Here is a 22690-nt window from a genome sequence, read left to right as displayed (position 1 = left end):
GGCCAATTCTCAACCTTGGCGCCAGCTAAGATACTGGGCCCATCAACCCATCACGAGGCAATACACATGGCCAAGCAAGCGCTCATCCTAATCGATATCCAGAACGACTACTTCCCCCAGGGCAAGTGGCCGCTTGACGGTGTGGAAGCCGCAGCGGACAAGGCGGCGCAGGTGCTACAGGCCTTTCGACAGGCTGGCGATGCGGTGATTCATGTACGCCATGAGTTTGAAGGCGACGATGCGCCGTTCTTCACACCCGGCTCCGAAGGTGCTCGCCTGCATGACAAGGTGTTGAACCAGGGTGACGAACCGGTAGTGCTCAAGCATTTTGTGAATGCGTTTCGCCAAACCAACCTGCGCGAGTTGCTGGAGCAGCGCAGCATCACCGATCTGGTGGTGGTCGGCAGCATGAGTCATATGTGTGTGGATGCTGTGGTGCGGGCGGCGGCGGACCTGGGCTATAAGGTCACGGTGATCCATGACGCTTGCGCTACCCGCGATCAGGAATTCAACGGCCAGGTGATCCCGGCGGCGCAGGTGCATGGGGCGTACATGGCGTCGTTGGCATTTGGCTATGCCGGTGTAGTGTCGGCGCAGGAATATTTGCAGGCTTAAGCGGCGGCCGCGTGACCGCCACTTAAGCCGATTGCGTTAGCGTGTGGCGATGATGAACAGGCGCGGAAAGGGCAGCAACACCGTGCCATCGGCCAGGGCTGGATAAGCCTGGGCAATTCGCGCCTGGTATTGCTGCAGGAAGGCGGCCTTTTCGTCGTCGGTCAACGGCGCAAGAAACGGCCGCAATGCCGACGCCTTGAACCACTCCACCACCGCCGCATGATCCGCCAACGGGTGCTGGTAGGTGGTGCGCCACACATCCACCGTGCTGCAATGCTTGCTCAGCAACTCATAGTAGTAACTGGCGGTGTGCCGCTCATTGTGTTTGACCGCGCCGATCTTCGCCGACCATGGCCCGTCGCCCGCCACTTCGCGGGCCAACCGGTGGGCGGGTTCGTCGAGATTGTCCGGCGTTTGCACCGCCAGCGTACCGCCGGGGTTCAATTGTTTGACCAGGTGCGGATAGAGCACGGCGTGGTCTGGCAGCCATTGCAGGGACGCGTTTGCCAGGATTACGTCGAATGTTTGCGCGGGGTTCCAGGCGCCGATATCTGCCAGCTCAAAGCTCAGCGCCGGCAGGCGTTTGCGGGCATCGGCCAACATATCATCGGAGCTGTCCAGCCCGGTGACGCGCGCCTGGGGGAAACGCTCGGCCAACACCGCCGTGGAGTTGCCCGGCCCGCAGCCCAGGTCGACGGCTGTGCGCACGTTGGTTTCGGGAATCGCCGCTACCAGGTCGCGGACCGGGCGAGTGCGCTGTTGTTCGAACAGGGTGTACTGCTTGGCGGACCAGGTCATCGCGGCGTTCCTTCTTCTTAAAGAGGGCTACAGCCTAAATCGTGTGACCCCTGAGAACAAATGCCGCCGAGTGAGCACACAGCCACTTAAAACCCAGAGGGCTGAGGCTGCCATTGTTGCGTGGTGAGGGGGTTGTCCAACTCCATCTGTATCAACTGGCCAACGGTTTGCCCGACCTTTTGCACGGCTATCTCAACCTTGCGTGTGGGAGGGTTGGCGAAGTTCAGCCGGATGCAATTACGGTACTTTCCAGCTGCCGAGAAAATATTACCGTTGGCCACCTGAACATCCTGTGCTTCCAACAGCCGATTAAGCGCGTAGGTATCGAACTCCCCGGGCAGCTCGACCCACAGCGTAAAGCCACCCTGAGGCTGGCTGACCCGGGTCCCCGCCGGGAAGTAGCGGTTGACCCACTCACTCATCAAATCGCCGTTGCGCTTGTACTGCTTGCGCATACGCCGCAGGTGCAGTTGGTAGTTACCCTTGGCGATAAATTCGGCGACGGCCAGTTGCGGTTGGGTGACGGTGGCACCCGAACCGATGAATTTCATATGCAGCACCTGGGGCAGATAGCGCCCCGGGGCGATCCAGCCGACGCGCAGGCCAGGGGCCACGGTCTTGGAAAACGAACTGCACAACACCACACGGTTGTCTTCATCGAAGGATTTGAGTGAGCGTGGCCGCGGATAGCGATGCGACAGGTCACCGTAAATATCGTCTTCGATGATCGGGATGTCGAAGCGCTGGGCCATGCGGATCAGCTTGAGCTTGCGCTCGTCGGGCATGATGTAGCCCATCGGGTTGTTACAGTTGGCGGTCAACTGGATCACCTTGATCGGCCACTGCTCCAGGGCCATCTCCAGGGCTTCCAGGTTGATGCCGGTCACCGGGTCGCTGGGGATCTCCAGCGCCTTGAGTCCGGCCGCCTTGAGGATCTGCATCATCCCGTAGTAGCTCGGCGAGGCGATCGCGACGATATCGCCGGGTGCGCAAATCGCACGAATTGCGGTGGAAAGTGCTTCCTGACAGCCGCTGGTGACAACCAGGTCGGCCGGGGTCAGGCGGACACCCGCATCGATGGACAGCCGGGCGATCTGTTCGCGCAACGCCAATACACCCTGAATGTGGCTGTATTGCAGGCTGGCATTATCACTGCGCCGACTGATACGGGCCATGGTGGTCAGCAGTGGCTTGAGGGTCGGCACGCTGATGTCCGGCATTCCGCAGCCCAGTTGTACGATATCGGCGCTTTGATCCAGGCGTATCAGCTCCTGAACCATGTCCCACTGGGAAATATCCACCGGACGCAGGACGGGTCGCCCCATCTGCGGCAAAGGCGCCACACGCCGGTCCGACGGCACGAAATAGCCCGACTTGGGGCGCGACACCGCCAACCCCGAACATTCCAATACACGGTAAGCCTGTTGCACGGTGGTCAGGCTGACGCCGTGCTCATGGCTGAGGGTGCGTACAGATGGCAAACGCTCACCGGGCCCATACAGGCCTTGTTCGATGCGGCTGCTGATGAATTCGGCGAGGTTCAGATAAAGAGTCATAGGCCCGACTGTAGCTTCTGATCTGTCGCTTAAGAAGGTACAGATTGGCCTTTTTTTGAAAAATTTTTAGCGTGAAAACCTAATCTGTATTCAAAATATTGAGTTCTGCTGTATCTGCAATACACATCGACGCCTTGGGATGATAGGTCCCATAACAGTGCACGAGACCTTGGACAAGGTTGATACAAAGTAGTCACAAAATAGAAAAGCAGCACTGTACGTACCAAATTTTCAGAAATGCCCTACAAAACAAACGCCTGACAAACCCACAGGTGTTTGAATCTGCCCAGCGAATAATGGATCAAGCGCTATGACGACAAGGATGACGCTCACACCGCAGATGGCCGAGTACGAACAGAAATTCACCGATGCCGGTGAGGTTCGATGGCTACCCTACTTGATGTACTTCCATCCTACTGATCATGCTTCCCCCGTGGTCAATACCGATTCATCCGGCTTTCGCTACTCCGAGTCATTGGGCACCCGCTACTCGGTGGTCGATGGCGTCAAGGGCAATGGCCCGGTACGCCTGTTGGCGGGCAGTTCCACCGTCTTCGGCATTGGCGCAAGCGCCGACAACTGGACCCTGGCTTCACGCCTCACGCACAACGATTCCCGCGGCCAGCGCTGGATCAATTTCGGCGGCCGCAGTTTCAACTCTACCCAGGAACTGGTGCTGTTTACCCTGAACCGGCATCACCTGCCCAAGGTCGATGAAATCGTGTTGTTTTCCGGTTTCAACAACCTTGGCCTGGCACGTCAGCCTCACCACTATCGGGGCGAGCACGGCGCGTTTTTCAACTGCCATCAATTTTTCGATGCCTTGACGCCCCAGCAGCCGGCCGCCAGCAACTGGAGCCTGTCGAATCTGTTCGGCAAGCCTCAAGAGCCCGAGCAGCCCGCACCGCCGTCGATGCAGGAACAGATCGACTACGCCGCCAACCTGACCTTGCAGCACCTGGATATCTGGCGCGCCCTGGCCGCCGACATGGGTGCGAAACTGACGTTCATCCTGCAACCGCTCGCCGGCTGGGTGCGCGAGACCGGCAGCCATGAGGAAGAGCAACTGTTTGCCGAACTCGACCAGCTCGGCAATTTCACCGAGGTGTATGGCGACATCCTGCAAACCTCGGTTCGCGAAGCCTACGCCCAGCGCCTGCGCGACGGGGCCCGGGCCATGGGCGTGGGGTTTGTCGATATCACACCGTTGTTGGCAGAGGCACTGAAGCCGCAGGACTGGCAGTTCGTTGATCGCATCCACTTCACCGATGCCGGCAATGACCTGGTTTCAAAACTTATTCTCGATGTCACCCGCTAAAAGGACTTGCACATGAAATCCATCAAGAAGTTTTTCCAGCGCCTGTTTGGAAAAAAGAAGAAGAAACCTGACTCCTCCATTTATCCGATGTTCTGACGCAGCACTGGAAGGTAATGGCTATGGATGGCTCGATTCCAACACGCATCGCCGCGCACGACAGGTGGCGCGAACTCTATCGTTTGGCGCTGGACCCTGAATGTTTTCTGGATGCGGAGTATCTCGACAACCTGCTGGGTGACGATGTCGAGCCGGTGCAGTTGCCGCTGCTGTCCCAGCGGATCGACGCGTGGCAGTCGCAGCAAGCGTCGGCGTACGCCGGTGCCGCCACCGCTGCCGTCGAACAGCACAACGCCCGCGCTTTTGCCCAGGCGTTGGCGGTGTATTCGGCACCGATGGCCTCGGTGCTGGGCTGCTGGCTGCAGGGCCTGAGCGCGCCTGGTGTATTTGAAGACCCCGCGCAATTGCGCCTGATGCAACTGTTTGCCCATGACATCGGCGTCGGCTACCCGAACGCGTCGCGCGCCCATCACTTCAACGCACTGCTGGGCCAGCTACAACTGACCGCCTACGCCTTGGCCCCGGCGCAACTGGCGACCCTGCCGGACCTGCATGACGACGCGTTCGAACTGCCCGCGGTGCTGCTGGCCCTGAGCCGACGCAGCGATGCCTATGGTGATGAACTCTGCGGTGTCGATTGGGCCCTGCGCACCGTCGGTTTATGCCCGGGCTGGGCCGCCATGGGCCAGCTTGAGGAGTTGGCGCTGGAACCGGGTCGGCTGGACCTGAGTGCGTCATTCCCCGGCCTGGAGCCGGCTTCGTTGCGCCATATCAGCCAATGGGTCGCGCACCGCATCATCGAGCAGGGCGAAGAGCGCCAGGCCCGTCTGCTGCGTGGCGCCAATTGGTTGTTCGGTGCGCTGCAACGCTGGAATGCGCAGCTGTATAACGCCTCGCTGACCGCCACCTCGCCCCGGCAAGCCATGGCGCATTTGATGCAACGCCTGGCCCGGGTGGGCGCGGTGTATCACCAGAATTATTTGATTGAAGGGCGCAGCCTGGCGCTGTGGATCGAAGAAGCGCAGCACGACCCGTTGCCCCTGCTGGATGTGCTGTCACGCAGCCGCCTGATCGTGCCTGGCAACTCGAAAAAAAGCCTGCTGGTCACCAGCCTGGTGGCACCGACCGGGCGCATGTTCCGTATCTTCAGCGAGGCAGACCTGGGCGTGATTCGCCAGTGGATCGACTGGTTGCCCCAGGCCGGCGCCACACCGCAACTGCCACGCCAGCCAATCGACAGTGCCACCACTGAGCCCCGCCCGCACACAGCCAGCCCCGCCGACACCGGCCACTGGCCCAAGAACCTGCGCGAGGCCTATTTTGTCTTGCAGGGGCGCGCACTGCAGCCGGCCACCCGCCAGTTTGCCCAGGCCTATGTGAGCCGTTGGCTTGAGCGTTCGCGCCAATCGCTGAAGACGTCCGAGCGCCAGTTGCCGGAGCAGTGGGGTCCCAATGTGCTGCGCGCCTGGTTGCTGGACAAGCATGACCAGAACGGCCAGCAGTTCGATGACAGTGACCCGGCGCAAATGCCCAGCCGCGAAGAAATTATCGAGTCGACCCTGCAACTGGCGCCGCTGACGCTGATCGACGGTGCCTGGCTGCAAGGCTTTACCGACCTGGGGCTGGCGTCTTCCCATGTGGGCTACACCCTGTTCCAAACCTACTGGGATGAATTGGGCAACGGCATCGAGGCGCTCAATCACCCGAAAATTTATCGCGACGGCCTGCGCGACATGGATTTCGAACTGGCGCCCACCGGTAGCCGTGAATTTGCCGACGACCCGCGCCTGGATGAGGACTCCTTCCGCCTGCCGGTGTATTGGCTGTGCCTGGGCAAACTGCCGGTGACGTTCATGCCTGAAGTACTCGGCATGAACCTGGCGATGGAGCTCTCCGGCGTGGGCGGCAGCTATCGCTCGGCGCGGCGCTTTTTACGGCACTACGGGTTCAGCACGGCGTTCGTCGACCTGCACAACACCATCGATAACGTCTCGACCGGGCATTCGGCCTGGGCTGCCGACGCCATTGATGCGTACATGCGCGCGTTGACCAGTGCCGAGCAGGTCGCTGCGCAATGGCAGCGCGTGCGCGTGGGCTATGAGTCCCTGGCGCCGATGCCGGGCAAGTGGAGTTCGATGTTGCGGCGCTTGCGCCTCTCATCGGCCGGCAATGTACTCCCGCGCCCGACCCGCACAGCGGCTTCAAAAGGCTATCTGCATCACTTGCCGATCACGCGGCAGGTGTTGCTGCAAACCCACGAACAATAACGCCACGAGGAGCAATTATGTCTTTGGTAGAAGTGCATAACGAATGGGACCCCCTCGAGGAAATGATCGTGGGTATCGCCCATGGCGCACGCGTGCCGCGGCCGGACAAGGGCCTGTTCGCCCTCGACTACAGCGAGCACCACGACTCGCCCAATGAGATTCCGTCAGGACCTTACCCCGAACAACTGGTTGAAGAAGCACAGGAAGACCTGGACGCCTTTGCCGCGTTCCTGGTCGGCCATGGCGTGACCGTGCGCCGGCCCAAAGAGACTTATCACGCGGCACTGTTCGGCACCAGCGACTGGAAAACCGACGGCGAATACAACTACTGCCCAAGGGATGTGCTGCTGCCGATCGGCAAAACCATCATTGAAGCGCCGATGGCCTTGCGCAGCCGTTACTTCGAACCTTTTGCCTACCGCGAACACCTGCAGGCGTACTTCGCCAGCGGCGCCAACTGGATTTCTGCGCCCAAGCCGGAACTGCCCGACAGCACCTACCGGGTCAACCCCCGTGAAGGCTCGATCATCGCCAACGATGAGCCGATTTTCGATGCCGCCAACGTGCTGCGCATGGGCCGCGACATTCTTTACCTGGTCTCACGCAGCGGCAATCGCATGGGCTACGAGTGGCTCAAGCGCGTGCTGGGCGACCAATATCGCGTGCACGCCCTCAGCGGGTTCTACGACGGTACGCACCTGGACACCACCATCACCCTGGTGCGCCCGGGGCTGGTGGTGTTGAACCCCGAGCGCATCGGCAAGGATCAGGTACCCGAAGTGTTCAAACACTGGGACATCATCTGGGCCCCCGACATGGTGGACACCGGTTACTGCTGGTCGTACCCGCGTGCCTCTATTTGGCAGGGCATGAACTTCATCATGGTCAACCCGTCGCTGGCGGTGATCAATGACCAGCAAGTCCCGCTGATTCGCGCACTGGAAAAACACGGCATCGATGTGGCACCGCTGAAGATGCGCCACGCGCGCAGTTTGAGCGGCGGTTTCCATTGTGTGTCCGTGGACATTCGTCGACAGGGCACGCTGGAAGATTACCGTTGAGCAGGGCATGACCATGCAGGCACTGGATTACTACTCGATCGTGCTGTTCGTGATCGCTACCTGCGTCACGCCAGGCCCGAACAACGTGATGTTGATGTCGTCCGGCGCCAATTTCGGCATTGGCCGTACCCTGCGCCATGTGGCGGGTATCAACATCGGTTTTCCGCTGATGCTGGTGGCAGTCGGGTTGGGGGCCGGGGCGGTGTTCCGCCAGTACCCGTGGTTGCATGATGGCTTGCAGGTGGTCGGCGCTTTGTACTTGTTATTCCTGGCGTATCAGATTGCCAGTGCCCCCACCACCGACCTGGGTGACCAATCAGGCAAGCCTTTGGGGTTCACCGCCGCGGCACTGTTTCAGTGGGTCAACCCCAAAGCCTGGGTGATGGCGGTGGGCGCAGTGCTGGCCTACACCTCGCCCCTGGGCTCATACACGGTGCAGGTGTTTCTGATTGCGCTGCTGTTTTTTGTATTCGGTTCACCGTGTTCGATGGTTTGGGTGTTTTTCGGGCAGTACCTGCGGCGCTTCCTGACCCAGCCGCAACGTTTGAAGGCGTTCAATATCACCATGAGCCTGGTGCTCGTGGTGTCTTTGATCCCGGTTCTACGAAGCCTGCCATTCGCGCAATGGTGGTCTTGATACGCAGAGAAAGGTTGCCCACACGCCAGCAGTTCGATTGGCGGGCGACTCCATGGATTGGCGAAATGTGACGAGGATGCACAGTTAAATGGCTAATTATGTTTTAGGGATTTCTGCCTTCTACCACGACAGTGCTGCCGCCCTGGTCAAGGACGGCGTGCCCGTCGCTGCCGCCCAGGAAGAGCGCTTCACCCGCGTGCGCCACGACCCGGCGTTCCCGGCCCAGGCGATTGCCTATTGCCTGGACGCCGAGGGCATCAGCCTGGATGACCTGCAGGCGGTGGTTTACTACGAAGACCCCCAGGAAAAATTCTCTCGGGTGATTTCGTCGTTTGCCAGCGGTGGTATCGGCGGCGCACGTACGTTCATCAATGCGATGCCAGAATGGATTCGCTGGAAGTGGAACGTGCTTAAGTTCGTCGACGAGCAATTGGACATTCTGGGCCGGGGCAAGGCGCCACGCACCCAGGCCTCCCAGCATCACCGTTCCCACGCGGCGGCGGCGTTTTACCCGTCACCGTTCAAGAACGCGGCGGTATTGTGCATCGACGGCATCGGCGAATGGCATTCGACCACCATCTGGCACGGTCAGGGCTCCAGCCTTGAGCTGAAAAACTCGATTTCCTACCCTCATTCCGTGGGTTTGCTGTATTCGGCCATGACCTACTATTGCGGGTTCAAGGTCGACTCCGGGGAATACAAACTGATGGGCCTGGCGCCCTACGGCCGACCGATCTATGCCGACAAGATTCGCGACGAGCTGATCAATATCCGCGAGGACGGTTCGTTCACCCTGAACATGAAGTACTTCGAGTACCTGCGCGGTGAGCGCATGGTCGGCGAAGCGTTTGAAGAACTGTTCGGCGGGCCGATCCGACAACCCGAAAGCCCGATCTCACAGCGCGAGTGCGACCTGGCCGCGTCGATTCAAAAAGTCACCGAGGAAGTGGTGCTGGGCCTGGCCACTGCCGCGGTCAAACAGACCGGCGAGCGCAATCTGTGCCTGGCCGGTGGCGTGGCCTTGAACTGCGTGGCCAACGGCGTGCTCAGCCGCTCGGGGCGTTTTGATTCGATCTGGATTCAGCCGGCGGCCGGTGATGCCGGTTGCGCCCTGGGGGCGGCGCTGGACTTTGCCGTCAAGCACAGCGGGCGCCCGCACCTGGAAGGTGGCAAGTCTGATGCCATGAGCGGCAGCCTGCTGGGCCCGGGCTTTGGCGACGAAGAAATCGCCCGGTTTCTGCTGGAAAACCACTACCCCTTCACCCGCTATGACGACGCCGGTTTGTATGACCAGGTTGCCAGTCGCCTGGCCGAGGGCGCGGTGGTGGGTTGGTTCCAGGGCCGCATGGAGTTTGGCCCACGGGCCCTGGGCGCGCGTTCCATTCTGGGTGATGCGCGCAACCCAGAGATGCAGCGCACCATGAACCTGAAGATCAAATACCGCGAGTCGTTCCGCCCGTTTGCCCCGGCCGTGCTGGCCGAGGACGCCGGTAACTATTTCGACATCTGCGAAAAAAGCCCTTACATGCTGATGGTCGCGCCGGTCACCGACTCGATCAAATCCCAGCAGTCGCGGCAAGAAGGCGGCCCGGAGCGCGGCCTGGGCAGCATCAACAACATTCGCTCGCAATTGCCGGCGGTGACCCACGTCGACCTGTCGGCACGGGTGCAAACGGTGACCGAGGAAAACAACGCACCGTTCACCTACCTGCTGCGCAGTTTCAAGGAGCGCACGGGCTGCTCGGTGCTGGTTAACACCTCGTTCAACGTGCGCGGTGAGCCGATCGTGTGCAAGCCCGAGGAAGCGTACGCCTGCTTCATGCGCACCGAAATGGACGTACTGGTTTTGGGCCGTTACGTGCTGGAGCGCCCCGGCCAACCGGCCTTCGTCGAGGCTGTGGATTGGCGCAGCGAGATCCCGCTGGATTGACCCTTACCTTTAACTCAATGGAGCTTTTACCGTGCTGAGATTTCTTGCGTTTCTGATGTTTATCGTCGTGTTGCTGCCCATCGGGCTGACGCGTTCGGTGTTCCATTCCTCACGTTTCGGGCGGCGCTTTCATCAGGCTCCGACGGCTTGGGATCACGCTGTGAGTAAACGCTAACGCCCATCGCCTGAGGAACTGCGTCCATGTCAAAAGTGATCTATAAAAACCTCAACAGCTCACCGATCCTGGCGGTCGGCGGGAGCGGGGTTTGGCTTGAGGATGCAACCGGCAAACGCTACCTGGACACCTGCGGCGGTGTCGCAGTGTCGAGCCTGGGCCACGGGCATCCGCGCATCGCCGCAGCATTGGAGCGCGAAGCGAAGAAACTGGCCTGGGCCCATGCGGGCAGCTTCACCACCGCTGCCGCCGAGGAGCTCGCCGAGCGCCTGGTGGCAGCCAGTGGCGGCCTGGCGCGTGCGCAGTTCCTGTCCGGCGGCTCGGAGGTGATGGAGCTGGCGATGAAAATCGCTTACCAGTACCAGTGCGAGCGCGGCTTGCCCGACAAGTCAGTGTTCATCTCCCGCCAACAGAGCTATCACGGCAGCACGCTGGGTACTTTGAGCATCTCCGGCAACCCGCAGCGCCAGTCGGTGTTCGGTCGACTGTTTGCACCCGCCGAGTTCGTCTCGCCCTGCTACGCCTATCGTGATCAACAGCCCGACGAGAGCCAGGAGCAGTACGCCACGCGCCTGGCCGATGAGCTGGACGCCAGGATTCGTAGCCTGGGCAGTGAAAATGTAGCCGCGTTTTTTGCCGAGACCGTGGTGGGCTCCACCAACGGCGCGGTGCCTGCGGTGCCCGGTTATTTTCGCAAGATCAAAGCGGTGTGCGAGCGTCACGACGTGCTGCTGATCCTCGATGAGGTGATGGCCGGCATGGGGCGTACCGGGCAGCTGTTCGCCTATGCCGACGACGGCATCGTGCCGGACATGGTTGCGGTCGGCAAAGGCCTGGCGGCGGGCTATATGCCGATCTCGGCGTTGTTGATCAGTGACCGGATACATTCAGTGATGGCCCGTGGCTCGGGTGTGCTGGGCAACGGCCAAACCCATGTCAACCACCCGCTGGCCTGTGCCATTGCCCTGGAAGTGCAGCAAGTCATCGTCGAAGAAGATCTGCTGAAACAAGTGCGCCAACGCGGTGAGCAACTACGCGCCTGGCTCAGGGAAAGCCTGGCTGACCTGGATATTGTCGGCGATGTGCGCGGGCGCGGATTGTTCGTGGGCGTCGAGTTTGTCGAGAGCCGAGCCACCAAGGCCCCGTTCAGGAGCGGCGGCGCGTATGCCGCGGCCCTCAAGCAAGAGGCGCTGCAACGCGGCCTGCTGATTTATCCCGGCAGCGGCACAGTGCAAGGCACACAAGGCAATCATGTGCTGTTCGCACCGCCGTTTATCACCAGCGAAGGTGAGCTGGGGCAAATGGTCGAGCGCTTCAGTGCAGTGGTCAGGGCTGTCGCGTACTAACGATCGAGCGGGCTTACCGGGGGACGGTCGTTGTCACCCACATTCGCTGGAAAGGGAGAAATGAAGATGCAGACGATCGAACCATCCAAGGACAAAGTCCTGCTGTCGGTGTGCACCATGGACTGGTGTGATCACGGTGTGGAATTCGCCAAGACCGTGTTCTCCAACCTTGAGGTGTTTTGCTGGGACCCGGGCGATCCCTACCCTTATCACCTGGATGATTGGGAAGGCGACTGGATCATCTCCTACCGTGGCGACTTCATCTTCCCGCAGAGCATCTACAAGAATGCCCGCAAAGGCGCGATCAACCTGCACCCGGCGCCCCCTAAATATCGGGGCCTGGGCAGTCAGCATTACGCGATCTACTACAACGATGAAACCTACGGCTCGACCTGTCATCACCTGGCCCCTTCGGTGGACAGCGGGCAGATCATCGATGTGGCGCGCTTCAACGTCGCGCCCGCCGAAACGGCTTCCTCGCTGCGCCTGCATGTGGGTGCCTATTGCCTGCAGCAGTTCATTCACCTGCTCACCGACTACATCCTGCCGGGGCGGCCATTGCCGGTCTCACCGGAGAATTGGGGCGAGCGCCTGTACAAGCAATCGGAACTCAAGCCCTGGATGGAGAAGATTCGCGCCCAGGAGCCGGATCATCGTTGCTTCAAGTAGCTTTTTTGACCATCACTTCAAGCCGCGCTGGCTTGAAGTGCTCACTGCGCGCTGGCGCCACGGGTATGAGTGCACCTATGTTTGAGTTTTCAAGTTTTGCAGCGGCACTGGGGGTCTACGTGATCGGCACCGCCAGCCCGGGCCCAGGCAACCTGGCCATCGCCAACACCTCCTTGAACTACGGGCGTACGCCGGGCCTGGCGCTGGCGGCGGGGGTTATCTCCGGGTCGTTGTGCTGGGGCGCGATGACCGCTGCCGGCGTGTCGGCGCTGCTGATGTCCAACACCCAGATCATCCTGTGGCTGAAGGTGTTCGGCGCCTGCTACCTGTTCTTCCTGGCCTGGAAGTCGGTGCGCAGTGCGCTGGCGCATAACGCCACGACGGTGGCCAAAGCGCGAGCAAAACAGACGCGTAACCTGGGCTTTTATCTACAGGGGCTGGGCATCCACCTGACCAACCCCAAGGCGGCCTTGACCTGGTTCACCGTGACCACCGTGGGCCTGAGCGTCAACGCACCGGCCTGGGCCAGTTTTGTGCTGGTGGCGGCCTGTGCGTTGTTGGGTTTCCTGATTTTCTGCACCTATGCCCTGGCGTTTTCCGCCCACTCGGCAGAACCGTTTTTTGCCCGAACCCGTAAGTCGTTCGGGCTGATTTGTGCAGCGTTCTACTCGATGGTTGCCATCGGGTTTCTCAGCTCGCTGCTCTGACTTCAACTTTACGTGGCCACAGTGCACCTGTACCCGCGCTACCCGGGTGGCAGGTAACGCGCTAAAGCCCGTTTCCAGGAAAATCCCATGTCCTTGTCGTTTGATTTGATGCTGGCGTTTGCTTTATTTGCGTTTGTCACGTCCGTCACCCCGGGCCCCAATAACGCCATGCTGCTGGCCTCGGGGGTTAATTTCGGCTTCCAGCGCACCATCCCGCATATCCTCGGCATCAGCTCCGGGTTTCTGGTGCTGGTATTGGCGGTGGGGCTTGGACTGGGCGCGGCGTTTACAGCCTATCCGGTGCTCTATACGATCCTGCGCTATGCCGGCGCGGCTTACTTGCTGTACCTGGCGTGGAACATCGCCTGCTCAGGCCCGGCGTCCGAAGACACCCAAGGCAAGGGCAAGCCTCTTGGGTTCTGGGGCGCGGCGGCGTTTCAATGGGTCAATCCCAAGGCATGGGTGATGGCAATCGGTGCAATCAGCACCTACACACCATTGCAGGGCTACACCATGAACGTGGTGATCATCGCGACGGTCTTCGCGCTGATCAACGCGCCGAGCGTGGGGGTTTGGGCTGGGTTTGGCAGTGTATTACGCAACGTGCTACGCAACCCGCGCTGGTTACGCGTGTTCAACTTCGGCATGGCGGCGTTGCTGGTGATCTCGCTGTATCCGTTGCTGCAGCAGACGGGCTGAGTTCCGGCGCTGTATTTTTTTGCGTCACAGGAGTCTGCGCGCATAAAAAAAGCGAAGCCAAATATGGCTTCGCTTTTTTATGCATTACGTTCTGAAAACTGCGGCTCCTCAGAACGGAATATCGTCATCAAAGCTGTCGAAATCCTGAGCCGGTTGCGGCGCAGCCTGTTGTGGCGCCGGGCGCGACTCACGCTGTGGCTGCTGGGTTGGCTGCGGACGCGACTGCGGTGCACGCGGTGCCGAGTTGGACATGCCGCCCTGGCCCTGTTGGTCGCCCTGTGGACGGCCACCCAGCAGTTGCATGGTGCCTTGCATGTCGACCACGATTTCGGTGGTGTAACGCTTGATGCCGTCTTTTTCCCACTCGCGGGTTTGCAGCTTGCCTTCGATGTAAACCTGCGAACCTTTACGCAGGTATTCACCGGCGATCTCTGCGACCTTGCCGAACATCGACACGCGGTGCCATTCGGTTTTCTCGACCTTCTGGCCGGTCTGCTTGTCGGTCCACTGTTCGCTGGTCGCCAGACTCAGGTTGGTCACGGCATTACCGTTAGGCAAGTAGCGAACTTCGGGATCCTGGCCGCAAGTACCGACCAATATGACTTTGTTAACCCCACGGGCCATAACGTTCTCCTAGGCTGGGCGCGCTGTCGGCACTGGGTTGACCAGTTGCTCAAGCGTCGCGCGATCCAATAATTCGGTGTCCAATTTGATGTAAATGGCCGCCTCTTCAGCGACCACGACTGCATCCGTTACCCCTACGACGGCCTTCAGGCGCTCTACCAGACCGGCCTCGCGGATCGCCTCGGGCGATAGCGGCAAACGCAGACTTGTGACGTAGGGAGGTTCGCGCATGGTAACAGCAAAGACCAGCCAAAGTGCAGCCAGCCCGGCGCATCCGAGGAAGACAACCGACAAACCGCCATGCTGGAACATCCAGCCACCCATGATGCCGCCTAACGCCGAGCCGAGGAACTGGCTGGTGGAATATACCCCCATGGCCGTACCCTTGCCGCCGGCCGGTGAAACTTTACTGATCAGCGACGGCAGCGACGCCTCCAGCAGGTTGAACGCGGTGAAAAACACCACCGTGCCGATGACCAGTGCTCGCAGGCTATCGCCGAACTGCCAGAAGAATAGTTCAGTGAGCATCAATGTCGCGACGGCGCCGAGTAAAACTCGTTTCATTTTGCGTTTTTTCTCGCCATAGATGATGAACGGGATCATGGCGAAGAACGAAATCAGCAGCGCGGTGAGGTAGACCCACCAATGCTGTTCCTTGGGCAGGCCGGCTTTTTCCACCAGGGCCAGAGGCAAGGCGACGAAGCTGCACATCAGCATGGCGTGTAATACGAAGATACCCAAATCCAGACGCAGCAGGTCCGGATGCTTGAGTGTCGGCAGCAGCGCCTGGCGTGCGACGCCGGACTCACGGTGCTGCAGCGTGCCGGTAGAGCGCGGCACCATAAAGGCTACGATCACGATCCCGACCAGCGCCAGGCCGCCGGTGGCCAGAAACAAACCGTGCAGGCCAAAAGCACTGGTCAGCAACGGGCCGACGACCATGGCCACGGCGAACGACAGACCGATGGTCATGCCGATCATGGCCATGGCCTTGGTGCGGTGCTGTTCGCGGGTCAGGTCCGACAACAACGCCATCACCGCGGCGGAAATCGCCCCGGCGCCTTGCAGGATGCGTCCGGCGATCACGCCCCAGATCGAATCGGACTGGGCCGCAAGCACACTGCCAAGGGCGAACACGATCAAGCCAAGATAAATCACCGGGCGACGGCCAATGCGGTCGGAAATAATCCCGAACGGGATCTGAAAAATCGCCTGAGTCAGGCCATAGGCACCAATCGCCAGGCCGATCAACGCGGGGGTCGCGCCTGCGAGATCCATTCCATAGGTCGCCAGCACCGGCAACACCATAAACATGCCCAGCATACGGAAGGCGAACACCAGGGCCAGACCGCTTGCCGCTCGGGTCTCGCCGCTACTCATGCGTTCGCTGTGGGGATCGTGCATGGAAAAACCTCATGTGAACCGGCGGCGATTCTACCAGTCCCATCGATTGAGAGGGTATATGCGGCGCTTTGCCGCGCAGCTTTCATCTAAGGCTGCAAGCGGCCTTTTGACAGTGTATATTCATCCAGTCTTTAGCCGTATACTCCGGCATTATTTACGCCCGCCGTGCGAGGCCATCTTGGACAAGATCCTGATTCGTGGGGCTAGAACCCACAACCTGAAGAACATCGACCTGACCCTGCCCCGGGACAAACTGATCGTCATCACCGGTTTGTCCGGCTCCGGCAAGTCGTCCCTGGCGTTCGACACGCTGTATGCCGAAGGTCAGCGTCGCTATGTGGAATCCCTGTCGGCCTACGCCCGGCAGTTCCTGTCGATGATGGAAAAGCCCGACGTCGACACCATCGAAGGCTTGTCGCCGGCCATTTCCATCGAGCAGAAGTCCACCTCCCACAACCCGCGCTCCACTGTGGGCACCATTACCGAAATCTACGACTACCTGCGCCTGCTTTATGCACGCGTGGGTATTCCGCGCTGCCCGGACCACGATATTCCCCTGGAAGCCCAGACCGTCAGCCAGATGGTCGACCTGGTACTGGCCCAGCCGGAAGGCGCCAAGCTGATGCTATTGGCCCCGGTCATTCGCGAGCGCAAGGGCGAACACCTGTCGGTCTTCGAAGAGCTGCGCGCCCAGGGTTTTGTACGTGCGCGCATTAACGGCAAGCTCTACGAGCTGGATGAAGCGCCCAAACTCGACAAGCAGAAAAAGCATTCCATTGATGTGGTAGTCGACCGCTTCAAGGTACGCGCCGACCTGCAGCAGCGTTTGGCGGAGTCGTTCGAGACCGCGCTGAAGCTGGCTGACGGCATTGCCCTGGTGGCGCCGATGGATGACGAGCCGGGCGAAGAAATCATCTTCTCTGCGCGTTTCGCCTGCCCGATCTGTGGCCATGCCATCAGCGAGCTGGAGCCCAAGCTGTTTTCCTTCAACAACCCGGCCGGTGCCTGCCCGACGTGCGATGGCCTGGGCGTGAAGCAATTCTTCGATATCAAGCGCCTGGTCAATGGCGACCTGACCCTGGCCGAGGGGGCAATACGCGGCTGGGACAGGCGTAACGTCTACTATTTCCAGATGCTCGGGTCATTGGCCTCGCACTACAAGTTCAGCCTGGAAGTGCCGTTCAACCAACTGCCGGCAGACCAGCAAAAAGTCATTCTGCATGGCAGCGGTTCGCAGAATGTCGACTTCAAGTACCTGAACGACCGGGGCGACATCGTCAAGCGCTCACACCCGTTCGAAGGCATCGTGCCGAATCTGGAGCGTCGCTACCGCGAGACCGAATCGGCCAGCGTGCGTGAAGAGCTGGCAAAATTCCTCAGCACCCAGCCTTGCCCGGATTGCCGTGGCACGCGCCTGCGCCGTGAGGCACGGCATGTGTGGGTGGGCGAAAAAACCTTGCCGGCCGTGACCAACCTGCCAATCGGCGATGCATGTGAATACTTTGGCGTGCTCAAGCTCACCGGGCGTCGTGGGGAAATTGCCGACAAGATCCTCAAGGAAATTCGCGAGCGCCTGCAGTTTCTGGTCAACGTTGGCCTGGACTACCTGTCGCTGGACCGTAGCGCCGATACCTTGTCGGGCGGCGAAGCACAGCGAATCCGCCTGGCCAGCCAGATTGGCGCCGGCCTTGTTGGCGTGTTGTATATCCTCGATGAGCCGTCGATTGGCTTGCACCAACGGGATAACGATCGCCTGCTGGGCACGCTGAAACACCTGCGCGATATCGGCAATACCGTGATCGTGGTCGAGCATGATGAAGACGCTATCCGCCTGGCGGACTACGTGGTCGATATCGGCCCGGGTGCGGGCGTGCATGGTGGTCACATTGTTGCAGAAGGCACGCCTGCCGAAGTGATGGCGCATCCTGATTCGTTGACCGGTAAGTACCTGTCTGGTCGAGTGAAGATCGAAGTGCCCGCCAAGCGTACGCCGCGCAATAAAAAGATGGCGCTGCACCTCAAGGGCGCGCGAGGGAACAACCTGCGCAATGTTGACCTGGAGATTCCGCTGGGCCTGCTGACCTGCGTGACCGGTGTGTCCGGTTCGGGCAAGTCGACGCTGATCAACAACACCTTGTTCCCACTGAGTGCCACCGCCCTGAACGGCGCGACCACTCTGGAAGCTGCGGCCCACGACAGCATCAAGGGCCTGGAGCATCTGGACAAGGTCGTCGACATCGACCAGAGCCCGATTGGACGCACACCGCGCTCCAACCCAGCCACCTACACCGGCCTGTTTACGCCTATCCGCGAGCTGTTCGCTGGCGTACCCGAGTCGCGCTCACGGGGTTATGGGCCGGGCCGGTTCTCGTTCAACGTCAAGGGCGGGCGCTGTGAAGCCTGCCAGGGCGATGGCTTGATCAAGGTGGAGATGCACTTTCTGCCGGACATCTACGTGCCTTGCGATGTGTGCAAGAGCAAGCGCTACAACCGTGAAACCCTTGAGATCAAGTACAAGGGCAAGAGCATCCATGAAACCCTGGAGATGACCATCGAGGAAGCTCGGGAGTTCTTCGACGCGGTGCCGGCGCTGGCGCGCAAGCTGCAAACGTTGATGGATGTGGGGCTGTCGTACATCAAGCTGGGGCAGTCGGCGACCACGCTGTCGGGTGGCGAGGCGCAGCGGGTCAAGCTGTCTCGCGAACTGTCCAAGCGCGATACCGGCAAAACCTTGTACATCCTCGATGAGCCGACCACCGGTCTGCACTTCGCGGATATACAACAATTGCTCGACGTGTTGCACCGCCTGCGAGACCACGGCAATACCGTGGTGGTGATTGAGCACAACCTTGATGTGATCAAAACTGCTGACTGGCTGGTGGACCTGGGGCCGGAAGGCGGTTCCAAGGGTGGACAGATCATTGCAGTGGGCACCCCGGAGCAGGTCTCCGAAATGCCACAGTCGCACACCGGTTACTACTTGAAACCGTTGCTGGAGCGCGACCGGGCCTGACTTTTCCGGGCCCAATAAAAAGCCCCTGTCACTTTGCGGTGACAGGGGCTTTTTTACAGCCGGGAATCAGAACTGCGATTGCAGGTAATTCTCCAGGCCAATCAACTTGATCAGGCCCAACTGCTTTTCCAGCCAGTAGGTGTGATCTTCTTCGGTGTCGTTCAACTGTACCCGCAGTATTTCCCGGGTAACGTAGTCGTTGTGTTGCTCGCAAAGCTCGATACCCTTGCAGAGCGCTGCGCGAACTTTGTACTCAAGACGAAGATCGGCAGCGAGCATGTCCGGCACCGTGGTCCCCACATCCAGATCGTCAGGACGCATACGCGGCGTGCCTTCGAGCATCAGGATACGGCGCATCAGTGCGTCGGCGTGCTGTGCCTCTTCTTCCATCTCATGGTTGATACGTTCGTAGAGCTCGGTAAAGCCCCAGTCTTCGTACATACGCGAATGGATGAAATATTGGTCACGAGCTGCCAGTTCGCCCGTCAGCAACGTGTTGAGGTAATCGATTACGTCGGGGTGACCTTGCATCGCCCTACATCTCCCTGCTTGAAAGACTGTAGTTTGAACCATGATGACTTGAAGGTCACGGGATCAACGGCAGAAAAGTGAAGATTTCCGCAGAAAAGTAGCTGAAATAACGCAAAAACCGCCCAAATGAGGGCGGTTCTGCTTATCGTTTAGAGTCAGTTAAGCGATACACCCAATGCCTTTGCGATTGCTTCTCCATAAGCCGCGTCGGCCTTGTAGAAGTGCTGCAATTGACGCTGGACCACATCGCTGGAAACGCCTGCCATCGCACCAGCAATATTATTGGTCAGCAGGGCTTTCTGCTCATCGTTCATCAAGCGGAACAGCGCACCTGCGTGGCTGTAATAATCAGTATCTTCCCGGTGATCGTAACGATCAGCGGCGCCGCTCAGGGCCAATGCCGGCTCAGCGTACTGCGGGGCTTGCTTGGGCGCATCGGCATAGCTGTTTGGCTCGTAGTTGGGCGCCGCACCGCCATTACTGCCGAAGGCCATCGAACCGTCACGCTGGTAGCTGTTAACCGGGCTACGCGGCGCGTTTACAGGCAATTGCTGGTGGTTGGTGCCGACACGGTAGCGATGGGCATCTGCGTAGGCGAACACTCGACCTTGCAACATACGGTCGGGTGACAGGCCAACGCCTGGAACCATGTTGCTTGGACCAAATGCGGCCTGCTCCACTTCAGCGAAGTAGTTCTGCGGATTACGGTTGAGCTCCAGCTCGCCCACTTCGATCAACGGGAACTCTTTCTGCGACCAGGTCTTGGTCACGTCAAACGGGTTCTCGTAATGAGCGTTTGCTTGAGCCTCAGTCATGATCTGGATGCAGACGCGCCATTTCGGAAAATCACCGCGCTCGATCGCACCAAACAGATCACGCTGGGCGTAGTCAGGATCGGTACCTGCCAGGCGCGCAGCCTCGGCCGGTGCCAGGTTCTTGATGCCTTGCTTGGTCTTGTAGTGCCACTTAACCCAGTGACGTTCGCCCTTAGCGTTGATCAGACTGTACGTGTGGCTGCCGAAGCCGTGCATGTGACGATAGCCGTCCGGGATGCCACGGTCCGAAAACAGAATGGTGACCTGATGCAGCGCCTCTGGTGAGTGCGACCAGAAGTCCCACATCATCTGCGCGCTTTTCAGGTTGCTCTGCGGCAGGCGTTTCTGGGTGTGGATAAAATCCGGGAATTTCAGCGGATCACGAATAAAGAACACAGGGGTGTTGTTACCCACGATGTCCCAGTTGCCCTCTTCGGTATAGAACTTCAGAGCAAAGCCACGTGGATCACGTTCGGTGTCAGCAGAACCGCGCTCACCGCCCACAGTGGAGAATCGCAGGAATGTCGGCGTTTGCTTGCCTACAGATTCGAACAGCTTGGCGCTGGTGTACTGGGTGATGTCCCGGGTGACTGTGAACGTACCGTAGGCGCCCGATCCTTTGGCGTGCACGCGACGCTCAGGGATGTTTTCACGGTTGAAGTGAGCGAGCTTCTCGATCAGGTGGAAATCGTCGAGTAACAACGGACCACGAGGGCCCGCGGAACGGGAGTTCTGGTTATCCGCAACGGGAGCACCGCTGGCGGTGGTAAGGACTTTATTCTGGCTCATGCTCAATCTTCCTCAGGTCGGACTTGGAACTGCCGGCTAATCGGCTTGGAGGGAGTATTGATCATCAACACCATGCCTACAAATTCATTAAATTGTAGGCATCGATAGAGAATAACTAACAACACTCCGTTCGCTATAGTGCAGCGCCCGGCCTATGGAAGCTTGTATAAGTTGCGCTTTTGTTACGCGCACAAAAAACCGGGCGCTAGGCCCGGTTTTTCGTTGCAGCTTGTCGTCTTACTCGGCGCTTACAGCTTCGCCGGCAGTAGCACGATCAACCAACTCGACGTACGCCATAGGCGCGTTGTCGCCAGCGCGGAAACCGCACTTGAGGATGCGCAGGTAGCCACCCTCACGGGTAGCGTAACGCTTGCCCAGGTCGTTGAAGAGCTTACCAACGATAGCTTTCGAACGAGTACGGTCGAAAGCCAGACGGCGGTTAGCCAGGCTGTCTGTCTTGGCCAAAGTGATCAGCGGCTCAGCAACGCGACGCAGTTCTTTAGCTTTCGGCAGTGTAGTTTTGATCAGCTCGTGCTCGAACAGCGACACCGCCATGTTTTGGAACATGGCCTTGCGGTGCGAGCTGGTACGGCTCAGGTGACGACCACTTTTACGATGACGCATGGTTCATTCCTTACCAAACTCACGTTCGGTGATTACGACGATCAGGCAGTCGCCTTGTCGTCCTTCTTAAGACTTGCAGGCGGCCAGTTGTCGAGGCGCATGCCGAGGGACAGACCGCGGGAGGCCAGAACGTCCTTGATTTCAGTCAAGGATTTCTTGCCCAGGTTCGGAGTCTTCAACAGTTCTACTTCGGTACGCTGAATCAGGTCGCCGATGTAGTAAATGTTTTCCGCCTTAAGGCAGTTAGCCGAACGTACAGTCAGTTCCAGATCGTCAACCGGGCGAAGCAGGATCGGATCGATCTCGTCTTCCTGCTCGATTACCACTGGTTCGCTGTCACCTTTGAGGTCGACGAACGCAGCCAACTGCTGTTGCAGAATGGTTGCAGCGCGGCGGATAGCCTCTTCAGGATCCAGGGTACCGTTGGTTTCCAGATCAATAACCAGCTTGTCCAGGTTAGTACGCTGCTCGACACGGGCGTTTTCCACCACGTATGCGATACGGCGAACCGGGCTGAACGAAGAGTCAAGCTGCAAGCGACCAATGCTGCGGCTTTCGTCTTCATCGCTCTGACGCGAGTCGGCCGGTTCATAACCACGACCACGAGCTACGGTGAGCTTCATGTTCAGGGCGCCGTTAGACGCCAGGTTAGCGATTACGTGATCGGGGTTAACGATCTCGACATCATGATCCAGCTGAATATCGGCAGCGGTAACCACCCCCGAACCCTTCTTCGACAAGGTCAGCGTAACTTCGTCACGGCCGTGCAGCTTGATAGCCAGACCTTTAAGGTTCAACAGGATTTCAATTACGTCTTCCTGTACACCTTCGATGGCGCTGTACTCGTGGAGCACACCGTCAATCTCGGCCTCGACTACTGCACAGCCGGGCATTGAGGACAACAGGATGCGGCGCAGCGCGTTGCCCAGGGTGTGGCCAAAACCACGCTCGAGAGGCTCGAGAGTAATTTTGGCGCGGGTTGGACTGACAACCTGCACATCAATGTGGCGGGGTGTCAGGAACTCATTTACCGAAATCTGCATGGATGCACCTAT

At 59.6% G+C, this 22690-nt stretch carries 19 protein-coding genes; 11 read left to right on the top strand and 8 right to left on the bottom strand.

Annotated features, from left to right (window positions below):
- Window positions 1-66: 66 nt before the first annotated feature.
- A complete protein-coding gene (locus tag TX23_RS24875; RefSeq protein ID WP_057704441.1) occupies window positions 67-615 on the top strand; it encodes a cysteine hydrolase family protein in 549 nt (182 codons plus the stop codon).
- Between the two features lie 36 nt (window positions 616-651).
- Here the strand turns inward: TX23_RS24875 and tam are convergent, their stop codons facing one another.
- Together tam and TX23_RS24865 are read right to left on the bottom strand one after the other, a co-directional pair.
- Window positions 652-1413 carry a trans-aconitate 2-methyltransferase gene (tam, locus tag TX23_RS24870; RefSeq protein ID WP_057704440.1) on the bottom strand — a complete coding sequence of 254 codons (762 nt, stop codon included), beginning with the start codon at window positions 1411-1413 and terminating at the stop codon, window positions 652-654.
- 86 nt (window positions 1414-1499) lie between these two features.
- A complete protein-coding gene (locus TX23_RS24865; protein ID WP_057704439.1) occupies window positions 1500-2969 on the bottom strand; it encodes an aminotransferase-like domain-containing protein in 1470 nt (489 codons plus the stop codon).
- Between the two features lie 310 nt (window positions 2970-3279).
- Here TX23_RS24865 and TX23_RS24860 point away from each other — a divergent pair, with 310 nt between their 5' ends.
- The 9 genes from TX23_RS24860 to TX23_RS24820 all read left to right on the top strand — a co-directional run bounded on the left by TX23_RS24860 (window position 3280) and on the right by TX23_RS24820 (window position 13835).
- The gene (locus TX23_RS24860; protein WP_057704438.1) at window positions 3280-4287 is read left to right on the top strand and encodes an SGNH/GDSL hydrolase family protein; all 1008 of its coding nucleotides are present in this window, start codon (window positions 3280-3282) and stop codon (window positions 4285-4287) included.
- A gap of 119 nt (window positions 4288-4406) precedes the next feature.
- Entirely contained in the window at window positions 4407-6611 is a 2205-nt protein-coding gene (locus TX23_RS24855; RefSeq protein WP_057704437.1) for an iron-containing redox enzyme family protein, read from the top strand.
- A 17-nt stretch (window positions 6612-6628) separates the two neighbouring features.
- Entirely contained in the window at window positions 6629-7672 is a 1044-nt protein-coding gene (locus tag TX23_RS24850) for an inosamine-phosphate amidinotransferase 1 (protein ID WP_057704436.1), read from the top strand.
- A gap of 13 nt (window positions 7673-7685) precedes the next feature.
- Entirely contained in the window at window positions 7686-8309 is a 624-nt protein-coding gene (locus TX23_RS24845) for a LysE family translocator (protein WP_032881200.1), read from the top strand.
- Between the two features lie 88 nt (window positions 8310-8397).
- Entirely contained in the window at window positions 8398-10239 is a 1842-nt protein-coding gene (locus TX23_RS24840; RefSeq protein WP_057704435.1) for a carbamoyltransferase family protein, read from the top strand.
- Between the two features lie 201 nt (window positions 10240-10440).
- Entirely contained in the window at window positions 10441-11760 is a 1320-nt protein-coding gene (locus TX23_RS24835) for an aspartate aminotransferase family protein (protein ID WP_057704434.1), read from the top strand.
- Window positions 11761-11826: 66 nt separating this feature from the next.
- Window positions 11827-12429: a formyltransferase family protein gene (locus TX23_RS24830; protein WP_057704469.1), complete on the top strand. Its 603-nt coding sequence runs from the start codon at window positions 11827-11829 to the stop codon at window positions 12427-12429.
- A gap of 77 nt (window positions 12430-12506) precedes the next feature.
- The gene (locus TX23_RS24825; RefSeq protein ID WP_005791901.1) at window positions 12507-13136 is read left to right on the top strand and encodes a LysE family translocator; all 630 of its coding nucleotides are present in this window, start codon (window positions 12507-12509) and stop codon (window positions 13134-13136) included.
- Between the two features lie 87 nt (window positions 13137-13223).
- On the top strand, window positions 13224-13835 hold the full coding sequence (locus TX23_RS24820) for a LysE family translocator (protein ID WP_057704433.1): 612 nt from the start codon (window positions 13224-13226) through the stop codon (window positions 13833-13835).
- Window positions 13836-13943: 108 nt separating this feature from the next.
- On the opposite strand, the gene TX23_RS24815 is transcribed toward TX23_RS24820, so the two are convergent.
- Both TX23_RS24815 and TX23_RS24810 read right to left on the bottom strand, forming a co-directional pair.
- Complete coding sequence (locus TX23_RS24815; RefSeq protein ID WP_057704432.1) at window positions 13944-14459, bottom strand: single-stranded DNA-binding protein; 516 nt, start codon at window positions 14457-14459, stop codon at window positions 13944-13946.
- A gap of 9 nt (window positions 14460-14468) precedes the next feature.
- The gene (locus tag TX23_RS24810; protein ID WP_005791905.1) at window positions 14469-15863 is read right to left on the bottom strand and encodes an MFS transporter; all 1395 of its coding nucleotides are present in this window, start codon (window positions 15861-15863) and stop codon (window positions 14469-14471) included.
- A gap of 178 nt (window positions 15864-16041) precedes the next feature.
- On the opposite strand from TX23_RS24810, the gene uvrA reads away from it, so the two are divergent.
- Window positions 16042-18876 (top strand): excinuclease ABC subunit UvrA, encoded by a 2835-nt coding sequence (uvrA, locus tag TX23_RS24805; RefSeq protein ID WP_014720150.1) that lies wholly within the window; start codon window positions 16042-16044, stop codon window positions 18874-18876.
- A gap of 66 nt (window positions 18877-18942) precedes the next feature.
- On the opposite strand, the gene bfr is transcribed toward uvrA, so the two are convergent.
- The 4 genes from bfr to TX23_RS24785 form a co-directional block, all read right to left on the bottom strand.
- Window positions 18943-19407 carry a bacterioferritin gene (gene bfr / locus TX23_RS24800; RefSeq protein WP_003176400.1) on the bottom strand — a complete coding sequence of 155 codons (465 nt, stop codon included), beginning with the start codon at window positions 19405-19407 and terminating at the stop codon, window positions 18943-18945.
- A gap of 155 nt (window positions 19408-19562) precedes the next feature.
- Entirely contained in the window at window positions 19563-21011 is a 1449-nt protein-coding gene (locus tag TX23_RS24795) for a catalase (protein WP_057704431.1), read from the bottom strand.
- Between the two features lie 237 nt (window positions 21012-21248).
- The gene (gene rplQ / locus TX23_RS24790) at window positions 21249-21635 is read right to left on the bottom strand and encodes a 50S ribosomal protein L17 (protein WP_003176402.1); all 387 of its coding nucleotides are present in this window, start codon (window positions 21633-21635) and stop codon (window positions 21249-21251) included.
- A 41-nt stretch (window positions 21636-21676) separates the two neighbouring features.
- Complete coding sequence (locus tag TX23_RS24785; protein WP_003176403.1) at window positions 21677-22678, bottom strand: DNA-directed RNA polymerase subunit alpha; 1002 nt, start codon at window positions 22676-22678, stop codon at window positions 21677-21679.
- Between the last annotated feature and the right edge of the window lie 12 nt (window positions 22679-22690).

It is taken from the genome of Pseudomonas paralactis (genome assembly GCF_001439735.1).
In the GTDB taxonomy this organism is placed as follows: Bacteria; Pseudomonadota; Gammaproteobacteria; order Pseudomonadales; family Pseudomonadaceae; genus Aquipseudomonas; species Aquipseudomonas paralactis.
The sequence above is the reverse complement of the archived record's forward strand: the minus strand, read 5'-3'. Positions and strand labels throughout refer to the sequence as shown.